Genomic DNA, 13,207 nt, shown 5'->3' on the forward strand with positions numbered 1-13,207 from the left:
CGAACCAAGTTTTGGCGTTAAACACCTATTTTATGAATTGTGCTCAGCCCTCTAAGGGAGATATCCTTATCGTTGACGATACGCCAGATAATCTGCGCCTTTTATCAGCCATGCTAGATAAGCAGGGGTATGAAGTCCGCAGTGTAACTAATGGTTCGACGGCATTGATGGGCGTGCGGGCACAACCCCCCGATTTGATTCTGCTCGACATCAACATGCCCGGCATGAATGGTTATGAAGTCTGCCAGCACCTAAAAGCCAATCCCGACACTCAGGAGATTCCAGTCATTTTTATCAGCGCGCTCAACGAGATATTTGATAAAGTCAAAGCTTTCTCGGCTGGAGGCGTAGACTATATTACTAAGCCATTTCAAGTTGAGGAGGTATTGGTACGAGTTGAGAATCAATTAACCGTTCGCAGGCTGCAAGTGCAGTTGCTCCAAGCTTTAGAACAAGAACGAGCGCTTAACCAACGAATTGAAGAATTAGCAATGCTCGAAGAGCGCAATCGGATTGCTCGCGATATTCACGACTCATTGGGGCACGCACTTGTAGCGCTCAATATTCAAATGGAAACCGCCCTGGCTCTGTGGAAGAATGACCCGGAACAGGCTTACACATTCTTAGTAGAAGCCAAACAACTTGGTTCGGAAGCCTTGCAAGCAGTACGCCAATCCGTTTCAGACATCAGAACCGACCCATTGCAAGGTCAATTATTAGAAGGCGCGATCGCCGCCCTCGTCCGAGAATTTCACCAAACCACGGGCGTATTGCCAGAATGCCAGATTAACCTATCCCATCCCCTATCAAACCAGATCGATACTGTGGCGTATCGGATCGTGCAAGAAGGTCTGACCAACATTTGCAAGCATGCAGAGGCAACTACCGTCCGCATCGAACTCCAGACCACCCCCTCCGGTTTATTGCTGGTGCTTCAAGATAATGGCAAAGGTTTTCGGGTCGATGAGAGATATACTGGATTTGGTCTTCAGGGCATGCGAGAGAGAATTGCTGGCTTGGGAGGCGAGCTGAAAATTGTCAGCGAGCCGGGGGCTGGCTGTCGTATTACTGCCAAAATTCCAAGGCTACCAGGTAAAATACGATAATCTGTAGGGGCATGGTGATGCCATGTCCTTACCCGTGTTTCGTCAATTTAAAAGAATCGCTATATTAACATGATTCGAGTGTTGCTCGTAGAAGACCAAGAGATTGTCCGTCGGGGCTTAAAGACCTTGTTAGGAACTAAGCCTGACCTTCAAATAGTGGGCGAAGCAGATAACGGGCAAAGCGCGATCGAACAGCTAGAAGCGTGGCAGGCAGTCTCGCAACTGCCGGACGTGGTAGTAATGGACATTCGCATGCCCGTGATGGATGGGGTAGAAGCTACCCGATTGATTTGCCAGCAGTTTGCAGGAACAAAGATTCTCGTTCTCACGACCTTTAACGATACTCAGTACGTGTCCGAGGCGTTGCGTTTTGGGGCCAAAGGGTATTTGTTAAAAGATACGCCTGCCGAGGAACTGGCAAAAGCGATTCGCTCGATTCACCAAGGCTATACCCAGTTTGGACCGGGAATTCTGGAGCGGGCGATCGCGCAGGTGTCGGCAATCGAGTCAGAAAAGCCCAAAGATCCACCGCCAGAGCTACTGGAGTTGACCGCTAGAGAACGGGAGGTTTTGCGCTTGATTGCAGCTGGTGCGAGCAATCGGGAAATAGCCCAGGCACTGTTCCTCTCAGAAGGGACGGTCAGAAATCATATCTCTCACATTCTAGCTCGACTAAATGTACGCGATCGCACTCAAGCGGCGCTTGTTGCTAATACATTTCTCGATTGGCTGGAGAAGCCTAAAACTTCTGGTTAAAGTTTATACTTAGGCGCGTCAGTCCCTAATCTCAGCCAAACGAATTAGGGGAACGTCCTTCAAAATGCTGCTTGGTGATGCGATCGTGACTTTTTTCAAACGACAACTACAGCCACCTCGAAAAAAATTTTTCTCCCGCTTGGGATCTTGGTGGGATAAAGGAATCGCACTTTTAGCTCTCGCCAATTTGATTTTAGTGCTGTTCGATCTAAGTTACATTCCTCTACGAGATTTTTGGTTACAAGGAAAGGTTCAACTTTTTCTAAAAATTGGTCCGCTTGAGCGCGAATTTCCCGATCCTCCTTTAAGAATTCTTCCGTTTCGCGTCTCGGATTGGTATGACTGGGTGAAAGGAATTGAACCCCATCGAGACACGAAACAATATTTACAACTCGTAAAAGAACTTAATCAGAAAATTAGTCAGGTAGCTTTGCCAACTTTGAATTCACCAAGGCAAAATCCTAACCGAGTCGAAGCTGAAACTGTCGATAGAATTCTAAAAGAATTGCGCGATCGCTCCGCAGAAATGGTTGATACTAATCCCTTTCTAATTGCTAATAAAACAGGGACGCTAGAAAGAATTAAAAATAAAATTCGAGAGCGAGTTTTTGGGACTAAAAATGTTTCTTCTAAAGAAGCTTTTTATAGATTTTGGAACAGAGAATATTTAAGAGAAAAAGGATTTCGACAAGAACTGAATTTTTTTGACCGAGAAATTAAACCGTTAATAGAAACCAACTACTATCGTCCAGTCGGAGAAAACGGAGAACCCGTAGATAATTTTGGTCTGCTCGATTTCCCATTTTTTCTGGTCTTTTTGTTTGATTTTCTGGTAAGAACTTTTTCGATCGGTCGCCGTCATACGGGAGTAAGTTGGTTCGATGCCATGCTATGGCGCTGGTACGATGTTTTTTTGCTAATTCCCCTTTTTCGTTGGTTGCGCGTTATTCCCGTCACTATCCGCTTAAATCAAGCGGGATTAATCGACCTTCATGCCATTCAAAAGCAAGCAAGACAGGGATTTGTTGCCAACATTGCCGAAGATATTACCGAAGTAGTCGTCGTTCAAATTATCGACCAACTTCAATCTACTATCCGTCAAGGAGAAATTGCCAATCTACTCTCTAGACAGAATGTCCGAAAATACATCGACCTCAATCAGGTCAATGAAACCACAGAAATTATTAAATTGGCAATGAATACGATTGTTTACCAAGTCTTGCCAAAAATTCGACCCGATCTAGAAGCGCTACTGCAATACAATATTAGAAAAGCGATCGCGCAATCGCCTGCTTACGAAAGCATACGCTTGCTACCGGGATTGGAAAGACTACAAACTAATTTAACCGAACAATTGACCAAACAAATTTACCAAGGTTTCTGGAAGGCAATGACCGTTCTTTTGAAAGAAGATCCCGCCTTCGATAAACTCTTAGAACGATCGATCGCAAATTTTAGTCAGATTGTTAGATCTGAATTTCAAGCAGAGCATAGCTTAGAAAAAATTGAGACTTTACTAATCGATCTTTTAGAAGAAATCAAGATTAATTACATTCAACGATTATCGCAAGAAGATATAGAAAAGATTCTCGAACAAACCAGGGCGATCCGCCAAGTGACCCAGACATCTAAATGAAATCAGAAGAGCGTCTGGGCACCGCCGCATTCGGGGCAGGGCTGAAAAGCATAAGGGGTCAGGAAAAAGCCTCGGTCAACGCTCTATTGTTACTTTTTTGATAAACTAGAGATGTAGGACACATTTCTGGCGAGAGTTGCGATCGCCGGATTAGTTCATCTTGATTTTGTAAGAAGTGGGTCTTGCCCGCTTTTTTTGTTGCCCTATTCCGATGACTCATCCGCTCATTCCCAAAATTCTAGAATTAGCGACTCCCATTGCCGAAGAACTGGGATTAGAAGTCGTAGAAGTCGTTTTTCAAACCAATAAGCGACCGCCAATTCTGCGCTTAGATATTCGCAATCCCAGCAGCGATACGAGTATAGATGATTGCGAACGCATGAGCCGCTCCCTGGAAGCCATCTTAGATACAACAGAAATCATTGCGGGGTCTTATGTCTTAGAGATTTCTAGTCCAGGAATCTCGCGGCAACTGATTACCGATAGAGAATTCGCAGCTTTTAAAGGATTTTCTGTCATCGTAAAAACCCACACCCCCTATGAGGAGCGAAAAGAATGGCGAGGAAAGCTACAGGGACGGGATGAAGAAGCCGTTTACATCAATCAAAAAGGACGCGCGATCGCAATTCCTCGTCAGCTCGTTGCTACAGTCCAACTAGATGGATAAAGACGCGACTTATCGCGCCCAGGATAGCCAATCATTTGAAAATTATATAGGAGTTTAGTGCATGTCACTGGTTAACTTGCCCGGTCTACGGGATATGATTGAAGAAATTAGTCAAAGACACAACTTACCCAAATCCGCCGTTCAAGAAGCCTTGCGCGAAGCTTTACTAAAAGGTTACGAACGCTATCGTCGCTCTCAGAGTCTAGACCGCCATCAGTTTCACGATGACTATTTCAACAATTTTGAAGTCGAACTAGACACCGAAGAAGAAGGCTTTCGCGTTCTCGCGACCAAAACCATCGTCGAAACTGTCAGCAACAGCGATCGCGATATTTCGCTCGAAGACGTTCAAAAAGTAGCCGCAGAAGCCCAACTAGGAGACGAGGTAGTTTTAGACGTTACTCCCGATCAAAAAGAATTCGGTCGCATGGCAGCCATTCAAACCAAACAGGTGCTGCTGCAAAAACTGCGCGATCAGCAGCGAAAGCTCATTCAAGAAGAATTCCAAGACCTAGAAAACACCGTTCTCCAAGCCAGAGTCCTGCGGTTCGAGCGACAAGCTGTTATCATGGCAGTACAGAGTGCTTTCGGTCAGCCAGAAGTCGAAGCAGAACTTCCCAAGCGAGAACAGCTACCTAATGATAACTATCGAGCCAACGCTACCTTTAAGGTCTATCTCAAAAAAGTGCGCGAAGGATCTCACCGAGGTCCCCAACTGATCGTCTCTAGAGCAGCAGCTGGCTTAGTTGTCGAACTGTTTACCGTTGAAGTTCCTGAAATCGAAGAAGAAGTCGTCCGCATCGTCGCCGTCTCCAGAGAGGCAAATCCACCGTCTCGCCATGTCGGTCCCCGTACCAAAATTGCGGTAGATACCTTAGAGCGAGATGTCGATCCCGTCGGAGCTTGTATCGGCGCGAGGGGGTCTCGAATCCAAGCCGTAGTCAACGAACTGCGAGGTGAGAAAATCGACGTAATTCGCTGGTCGCCCGACCCGGCTACTTACATTGCCAACGCCCTCAGTCCCGCACGGGTAGATAAAGTCATTTTAGTCAATCCAGACGAGCGCCAAGCCTTGGTCTTAGTAGCAGAAGATCAATTGAGCTTAGCCATCGGCAAAGAAGGACAAAACGTTCGCCTAGCCGCTCGTCTGACGGGTTGGAAAATCGATATCAAGGATATAGCAAGCTACAAAACCGAAACCGAACAACAACCAGAACCCGTCACCGCAGACGCCAGCGACCAATAACCGAAAAGAATAACCAATCGCTGAAACGATTAATGCAGAAAAACTACAGACGTTGTATTAGTTGCCGAAAGGTAGCGCCAAAAGAATCATTTTGGCGAATCGTCAGAGTCTACCCCTCGCGACAGGTACAATTAGATCGGGGGATGGGGCGTTCTGCCTATATCTGCCCTCAAGCTAGTTGTCTGACGGCAGCTTGCCAGAAAAATCGACTGGGGCGAGCGCTAAAAGTCTCCATACCCGATCGCATTTATGAGAGCTTGTGGGAGCGTTTAGCGACTGTTTCTGGTCGGGAAGATATCTAACAAAACCCGAAGCTTAAGCTTTAGAGGTCTTAGATGTCGTCGTTTGTCATTCTCGCTAGCATAGGAGAAAAGCCTTCATTGTTGTTTTAGCATAGCGCTCAATTTTACCGAAAGGATTAACCATGCCAAACTACAACAGCCCGTAGTCAGGGGCATCGCGACAACTAGGATCTAGTCAGGGGGATAGTGGATGAACAACGGAAAAGTTAGAATTTACGAATTATCAAAAGAATTGAACTTGGATAACAAAGACATTTTAGAAATTTGCGATCGGCTCAACATTGCCGTCAAAAGCCACAGTAGCACGATTACAGAAACAGAAGCGGAACGAATTAAGGTCATGGCAGAAAAATATACGCCCAGCCAAGCTGCCAGGAAAAGTCACGGAGCCGCCCAGGACAAAGGGAGCGATCGCTCGTCGCCAACTGCCAAAGGCGAGCGCAAACAGCAAATCTTAGCCATTCATCACAAGCAAGATCGTCCGAGTACGGCAGCCGACGCTCAAGCCTCGGCTCAGCTAGCTACTCCTCCGCGTCCTCCGGTCAAATCGCAACCGCCCACTCCCCCGACTTCCCCACAAGCAAGCCGTCCCGCAACTGCGCCTTCCCTGGCGGTTGCTACTAGCCAAGCAGAAGCTTCCAAACAACCATCAAAATCCCAACTGCCCCAAACAGAAGAACCAACAACAACCGCAGCTCGAGTAGAAGCTCCCCAAATGCTCAAACCTCCGATGCGACTGACTCAGCCAACCGTCGCCAGAGAAAAAGAAGCAGGCAGGCAGCCAAGTGCCGAATCGGCTCAAACGACCCAAGCAGCAACCGCGCAACCCATACAACAGGCTACCAAGAAAGCAGAAAAAGCGTTGCCCGAACCTGGCGTGCGAGCGATGGCGGAAAAACCCGCAGAAAAACGGCAAACGCCCATCCAACTAGAATTAAAACGACCTCCTCAAAGACCCCAGGAGCGCAAACCCGTTCTGGAGGAGTCAGTTGAAGCAACCGTCGAACTAGAATCCGAACCTTTAGAGACAGCAGGACTAGAAGGAGAAGAACTGCTCGACCTCTCTAAAAAACCAAAGCAAAAATTGAAGCGTCCGACACTGCCTCGCAGCGCTAAAAGTCATGCTTGGGAGGAGGAAGAAGAAGAAGAACAACGCGAAACGGTTAGCAAAGCCAGTAAAGTTAGCGGCAAGGGCAAGCGCCGTCCTGTCATTGTCGACGATTTAGACGAGGAAGACTTTGAAGACGAACTGGAGTCAACGGTTATTCCCAGTAGCATTAGCCTGTCAACAGCTCGTCCGCCCAAACCTAAATCTCTCGAATCGGCAGCTGTCGCTACTGGCGCTAAAGCCAGAAAAGCTGCTCCCAAGGTAGATAGCAGTGCAGTAAAAGCCAAAGCAGAACGGCGCGATCGCAAAGAAGTCGCTCAGCGTCCCGATAAAGTCGTTCTCACCAGTAGCTTGACGGTCAGAGAACTGGCTCAATTGTTAGTCGTACCAGAAACCGAAATTATCAAAAACCTCTTCCTCAAAGGAATTCCTGTCAATATCACCCAAACTCTCGACCTAGAAACGGCTCGCTTAGTTGCCGAAGAACTGGGTACGACCGTAGAAACAGCACCCGAAGAAGCGTTGGCTGCCAAAAGTACCGAAATGATCGACGTGGCAGACCTAGAAAATCTCCAACGCCGTCCGCCCGTTGTCACGATTATGGGTCATGTCGATCACGGCAAAACAACCCTACTCGACTCGATTCGCAAAACCAAAGTAGCCCAAGGCGAAGCTGGCGGCATTACCCAGCACATCGGTGCCTACCACGTGGATGTAGAACACGATGGCAAGCAAGAGCAAATTGTCTTTTTAGACACGCCCGGTCACGAAGCCTTTACGGCAATGCGGGCGAGGGGAGCGCGAGTGACCGATATTGCCGTGCTCGTCGTCGCGGCTGACGACGGCGTTCAACCGCAGACGAGAGAGGCGATTTCCCACGCTAGAGCGGCTGGAGTGCCGATCGTCGTTGCCGTCAACAAGATTGACAAACCAGAAGCCAATCCCGATCGCGTCAAGCAAGAACTTTCGGAACTGGGGTTGGTTCCCGAAGAATGGGGCGGCGACACAATTATGGTACCCGTGAGCGCCCTCAAGGGAGAAAACCTCGATGGTTTGCTAGAGATGATTCTGCTGGTATCCGAACTCGAAGAACTCTCGGCTAATCCCGATCGCCCTGCCAAGGGAACTGTCATCGAAGCCAACCTAGATCGCACCAGAGGTCCAGTAGCTACTCTGCTAGTCCAAAATGGAACGCTCAGAGTCGGAGATATCATCGTCGCCGGATCGGTATTCGGCAAGATCCGCGCCATGATCGACGATCGCGGCGAAAAAGTCGAAGTCGCTACTCCCTCGTTCGCAGTAGAGGTTCTCGGTCTCAACGACGTTCCCGCTGCCGGAGATGAATTTGAGGTCTTCGAGAACGAAAAAGAAGCTCGCACCCTTGCCGAACGGCGAGCAGAAGAAAAACGCCAGTCTCGCCTGCAACAAGCGATGTCGTCTCGACGGGTGACCCTGGCTGACATCTCGGCTCAAGCCCAGGAAGGCGAACTCAAAGAACTCAACCTCATTCTCAAAGCAGACGTTCAAGGCTCTGTAGAAGCCATTCTGGGAGCGCTCCAGCAACTACCGCAAAAAGAAGTGCAAATCCGCGTCTTGCTAGCAGCTCCAGGAGAGGTCACCGAGACGGATGTCGATCTCGCGGCTGCAAGCGGTGCCGTCATTATCGGCTTCAACACCACCTTGGCTAGCGGTGCGAGAGCGGCTGCCGATCGAGAAGGAGTCGATATTCGCGAGTACGATATCATCTACAAACTCTTAGATGACGTTCAAGGGGCGATGGAAGGTCTGCTCGAACCAGAAGAGATCGAATCTCCCCTCGGACAAGCCGAAGTCCGAGCTGTTTTCCCCGCTGGGCGCGGTATGGTGGCTGGCTGTTACGTACAGTCGGGTAAAATTATTCGCAACCGCTACCTGAGGGTTCGTCGCGGCGGTCAAGTCATTCACGAAGGCATGGTAGATTCTCTCAAGCGATTTACCGAAGATGCCAGAGAAGTAGCTGCCGGTTACGAGTGCGGTATCGGCACGGCTAAGTTCAATGATTGGAAGCAAGGCGACATCATCGAAGTCTATGAAAAAGTCATGAAGCGCCGCACCCTTTCGGTGTAAAAGCAGAAGGATGAGGCATTCAAAGCGAAGCCGTTGCCCTCTCTCGGAGCCTTCTCCACCAAAAACGGCGGTCTGCCATCGCACGGCAGACTTAGCCTTCCCAGAAGGAAAAAATCTTTTTCTATCCTACTTCTTCCTTCAAATGACAAAGGACAAATGACAAAATCATTTCGCTCCGAACCATTTTTGTGGATTCATTTAGCAGGGATTGCGATCGCGCCCCTACTCTTACAAATCGTTTGGTTGGGATTGGCAGTGGGCGATCCCCTGCCCTTCGTTTGGCTGGAGCTGCTGTTTCTCACCATTGTCGGCATCGTCCCCGTATTTTGGATGCAATGGCAGCGTCCTTTTGATATTTTTAGCCTTCTGCTCGTGGCACTCAAACCAGAAACCTTGTCCCAACAGCAGCGACAAATCTTGAGCCAACTAAAAACTAACAAACAGCGAATCTTGAGTCTGGTCGTCGCTCTAGGAATGTTCTGGGTGCTGTGGCAACTCTATCGGCTTGCCCCCCTAGCCGCGCTCGCTGCTGCCGCTTTGCCTCAGTGGCGCATTCTGGGATTGTCAATCGCGGGCTTGGCTTTTTTGGCAAGCAACCTGTTCGTCCAAGTTCCTGTCAGCGTTTTAGGAGTCCTGGCAACCAGCGAGCAACAGCTTAGCGCCACAGAACCGTTTCCAAGCGAACAAATTCCCCAACAATTTACCGTTCCCGGATTTAAAGTAGACAAAATTTTACCGACCTTAGCCCTAGATTAGCAATCGTTAAGCCCGCAATACACTAAGCTAAAACCGATATGATAAATATTTAGCAACCAGATCGATTGGGACTCGATAAATTTAGGTTTGATGCCCCTAAATCTATTCACCGCTCACTGGTCGCTTATGAGCCAGCGCCGCCAGAGGGGGTTGGGTTTAAATGCCACTTGCTACAACGGATAGTCTCTCCGCAACGCAATGGCTCCCCACGAGCGACTGGCAAATCCGAAGGATCCCTGAAGTGAGTCAATCCGCTCGCAAAGATAAGATTCTCGTTGTCGATGACTCTCCAGAAAATTTATTGCTGGTGGAGAGTATTTTGCAACAAGAGGGGTATGAAATCTTCCCAGCCAAAGATGGATGGACTGCCCTCGCTCTGGTCAAACAATTTGTCCCTCACCTCATCTTGCTAGACGTAATGATGCCCGGCATGGATGGCTTTGAAGTGACCAGGCGCATTCGAGAAGATCCCAGCCTGCCCTACATTCCTATTTTGCCGATCGCGGTTCACGACCGACCGAGTGCAGTGAAAGGGTTAGACATGGGGGCAGACGATTTCATTCGCAAACCCGTCGATGTAGACGAACTGCTAGCGCGAGTGCGATCGCTGCTGCGGCTCAAACATAGCCTCGATCGGCAAGAACAGATGGTAAAGGTACGCGAGGACTACATGTCTCGCCTAGCCCACGATCTGCGTGCGCCTTTATTCGCTGCCGAGCGCGTGCTAGGCTTATTGCAGCAGGGAGCTTTCGGAGACCTATCGCCTTCTGTTCTAGAAGCGATCGCCATATTAGCTCGTAGCAACCGTAATTTACTGGAGATGGTCAACACGTTACTGGAAGTTTATCGCTATGAATTTGCTCAAAAAGCGTTGGACTTTGTTCGAGTCGATCTGGGAACCTTAGCCGAAGAAGTGGTTCGAGAGTTGACCCCCCTAGCCAATGAAAAGGGACTCTCCCTAACCTTAGAGTTGGACGGCAAAGACCGCTCGCTCTCCAACTTTCAAGTTCTAGGCGATCGCCTGGAACTGCGCCGATTGTTGACCAACTTAATTGACAACAGCATCAAATTTACCGATTGCGGCTCGGTTCGAGTGCGCCTGTACCAGTCGCCAAAGCGATCGAATTCAGACGAGGTAGCTAAGGCTTGGGCGCTCGTGACCGTCGAGGATACCGGACCCGGCATCTCCGCTCAAGAGCAGCAGTTCCTCTTCGATCGCTATCGCGTCGGCAAGCACAGACGATCTGGAAGCGGTCTGGGACTTCATTTATCCCGCCAGATCGTGGAAACCCACCAGGGAACGATCGAAGTCAGTTCCGAACCGGGACGGGGTAGTATCTTTATCGTTGGCCTACCTGCAATAACTTAGACCAAGCATTCCTCGGCGATCGCGACGCGAACAATTCCTATAAGTTATTATTTCGTCAGAAGATAGCCGTTTCGGGAACGATTTTTAATTAGCTTGTAGATCTTTACCAATAGCTCCGTATCAGTCGTTCAACTAAAACAAAATACAGCAATGACCAATAGCTCAACCAAAAACGATCCAAAAATTTATAGCTTGCTCAGTATTGGTCAACGAGGAGTAGGTAAGACAGTTTTTCTGATCGGTAGCTGTACGGAACTCTACACCAACCAATATCAAGAGAACGGTCAGCAAATATGGTTCGATTGTGAAGAGCCAGAAATTCAGCAAACTTTTGAAAGCATTCTCCGCCAGACGACTCAAACGGGTCAATATCCGTCAGCAACGATGAAAATTACCAACTTTGACTTCTCTCTTAAGCTGCGTTCCCTATGGGGAAATAAAACCCTATGCCAATTTCGCTGGTGGGATCCTCCTGGAGAATCCTGTCAAATTTATAACCCAGCCTTTTTGATGATGGTTTTAAACTCGGACGGTTACTGCGCCTTTATCGACGCCTATACCTTCGTCGAGCGAGCCAATGACCCCAAGGCATTAGCCCAGAGTTTCGAGCTAGTGAAGTCGATCGCCGAGGTGCTCCATAGCAATAATTTAGAGCATCCCCTAGCTATTGTTTTCACCAAATGCGATCGGCTTCGGCTCGATTCGCAAGACGGTCAGATCCTCGATCGAGGGATTCAGCCACTGCAAGCCTTTTTAGAGAACCTTAAAATTAATTATCAAATCTTTTATTCCTCAATTCCAATCGTTGCAGGCGATGATGGATTTGACCTCAAAACCTCAGAAACGGCAAAGCCCATTCTTTGGCTAATCTCCAAACTGAGAAATACAGAAATTTTCAGTTTGAATGGCGACATCATAAATTCAGTAATCTAATCTTCATTCATAATTTTTTAGCTAGAACCAGACTATTCGGTTGTTAAAAAATCTTAAGCGCAACTCGTTAATCATCTTATAATCATGCCTTTGCTCGTCGGTCAGATCGTTTACACTAGCTTTCCTGGAATAGGATTTAAATCCCTTGTCAGTCAACAAATTCCTTTAGACATTCAGCAAACGTTTATTCAACAAGTAGTTTACAAGCACTGGGATACTTACAACCCGCCAAAAGCAGGCTATCAAGCGACTTATTTGTATCAATTCTCCACAGATAAGACTCTATTTGGCTGGCTGTATAATGAAGGAACGGACGAACTGGGAAGATCGAATATTCCCTATTGCATTGGCTATTACCTAGCAGGGCTTTTAAGTACCGTTCAACTAGAAAACATTTTGACATGCTTGGATATCGGTCCGGTAACGAGCGTCGATCGCCACAATCCGCCAGCGAGTTTAGAGAATATTATCATTCCCGATTTATGCAACTATCAACCCGCTCGCAGTGGAGTGGCAATTTCCTCAGACATTCGCAAGCAAACCCATAAAGACCTGTTGCAAAAAAAATTGCTCAATTTGTTCGTTAGTTGCGATGAAATGGAAAAAGCAGCCTCTCGCGATCGCGTCATTAATCGCGAGGCAAGTCTCCCCATAAAAGCCTTATCGCCAGCAAGTTCGGAACTGGACTTGGTCGATCGGCAGTCGATGAACCCCTCCAACATTGAAAGAATCTTACAAGAGTTGATGGCAAAACCCATTGGCATTCAGGGAGTTGCCTTGGTTTCTGCCGAAGGACAGCCCATCATCCCGACCATTGGCATGGATAAAAATAGCTCCCTAATTATGGCTGGCAGCATGCTTTATTTAGCCAAAAGCACCCAGGACGAATTTCATTGGCAGGGAATTGAGACGATTGCCGTTCGCGCCCAAGAAGGTCATGTTATTCTCGCTTACTGCCATCCCGACGTTTTTCTACTCGTTAAGGCGGGTAAAGCATTGAGCGGTCTTTTAGATGGCGAAATCAACCGCACGGTAGAAAAACTCAGAGTCGCCCTGCAACCCCTTCAAGATTCCCCAGTTCGAGCGCAACCCGAAGCGCTGCCGCAATTGCCGTCAGAAGTCTTGCCGAAAATCGACGAGGTTTTATACGAATTCAATGCTGAAGCCTCGCCAGCCAATGACGACGAAATTAGATACAGAGGTCGTCGGACGAACCTATGAG

At 48.2% G+C, this 13,207-nt stretch carries 11 protein-coding genes; all 11 read left to right on the top strand.

Annotated elements, in window-relative coordinates:
• The first annotated feature begins 32 nt into the window (after window positions 1-32).
• The 11 genes from PLE7327_RS15085 (at window position 33) to PLE7327_RS15135 (ending at window position 13,206) form a co-directional block, all read left to right on the top strand.
• The gene (locus PLE7327_RS15085) at window positions 33-1,106 is read left to right on the top strand and encodes a response regulator (RefSeq protein ID WP_015144676.1); all 1,074 of its coding nucleotides are present in this window, start codon (window positions 33-35) and stop codon (window positions 1,104-1,106) included.
• 69 nt (window positions 1,107-1,175) lie between these two features.
• Window positions 1,176-1,862: a response regulator transcription factor gene (locus tag PLE7327_RS15090; RefSeq protein ID WP_015144677.1), complete on the top strand. Its 687-nt coding sequence runs from the start codon at window positions 1,176-1,178 to the stop codon at window positions 1,860-1,862.
• A 64-nt stretch (window positions 1,863-1,926) separates the two neighbouring features.
• Window positions 1,927-3,498 (top strand): hypothetical protein, encoded by a 1,572-nt coding sequence (locus tag PLE7327_RS15095; protein ID WP_015144678.1) that lies wholly within the window; start codon window positions 1,927-1,929, stop codon window positions 3,496-3,498.
• 211 nt (window positions 3,499-3,709) lie between these two features.
• Window positions 3,710-4,165: a ribosome maturation factor RimP gene (gene rimP / locus PLE7327_RS15100; protein ID WP_015144679.1), complete on the top strand. Its 456-nt coding sequence runs from the start codon at window positions 3,710-3,712 to the stop codon at window positions 4,163-4,165.
• Window positions 4,166-4,226: 61 nt separating this feature from the next.
• Window positions 4,227-5,411 (top strand): transcription termination factor NusA, encoded by a 1,185-nt coding sequence (nusA, locus tag PLE7327_RS15105; RefSeq protein ID WP_015144680.1) that lies wholly within the window; start codon window positions 4,227-4,229, stop codon window positions 5,409-5,411.
• Between the two features lie 32 nt (window positions 5,412-5,443).
• The gene (locus PLE7327_RS15110) at window positions 5,444-5,713 is read left to right on the top strand and encodes a YlxR family protein (protein WP_015144681.1); all 270 of its coding nucleotides are present in this window, start codon (window positions 5,444-5,446) and stop codon (window positions 5,711-5,713) included.
• A gap of 190 nt (window positions 5,714-5,903) precedes the next feature.
• Window positions 5,904-8,927, top strand: a complete 3,024-nt coding sequence (infB, locus tag PLE7327_RS15115; protein WP_015144682.1) for a translation initiation factor IF-2 — start codon at window positions 5,904-5,906, stop codon at window positions 8,925-8,927.
• A 156-nt stretch (window positions 8,928-9,083) separates the two neighbouring features.
• Window positions 9,084-9,683: a low-complexity tail membrane protein gene (locus tag PLE7327_RS15120; protein ID WP_015144683.1), complete on the top strand. Its 600-nt coding sequence runs from the start codon at window positions 9,084-9,086 to the stop codon at window positions 9,681-9,683.
• A 160-nt stretch (window positions 9,684-9,843) separates the two neighbouring features.
• Window positions 9,844-11,052 (top strand): hybrid sensor histidine kinase/response regulator, encoded by a 1,209-nt coding sequence (locus PLE7327_RS15125; RefSeq protein ID WP_015144684.1) that lies wholly within the window; start codon window positions 9,844-9,846, stop codon window positions 11,050-11,052.
• Window positions 11,053-11,202: 150 nt separating this feature from the next.
• Window positions 11,203-11,985 carry a hypothetical protein gene (locus tag PLE7327_RS15130; protein WP_015144685.1) on the top strand — a complete coding sequence of 261 codons (783 nt, stop codon included), beginning with the start codon at window positions 11,203-11,205 and terminating at the stop codon, window positions 11,983-11,985.
• An 84-nt stretch (window positions 11,986-12,069) separates the two neighbouring features.
• Window positions 12,070-13,206: a hypothetical protein gene (locus PLE7327_RS15135; RefSeq protein ID WP_015144686.1), complete on the top strand. Its 1,137-nt coding sequence runs from the start codon at window positions 12,070-12,072 to the stop codon at window positions 13,204-13,206.
• Window position 13,207: the final 1 nt, after the last annotated feature.

The sequence above is a fragment of the Pleurocapsa sp. PCC 7327 genome, assembly GCF_000317025.1.
Taxonomy (GTDB): domain Bacteria; phylum Cyanobacteriota; class Cyanobacteriia; order Cyanobacteriales; family Microcystaceae; genus Hydrococcus.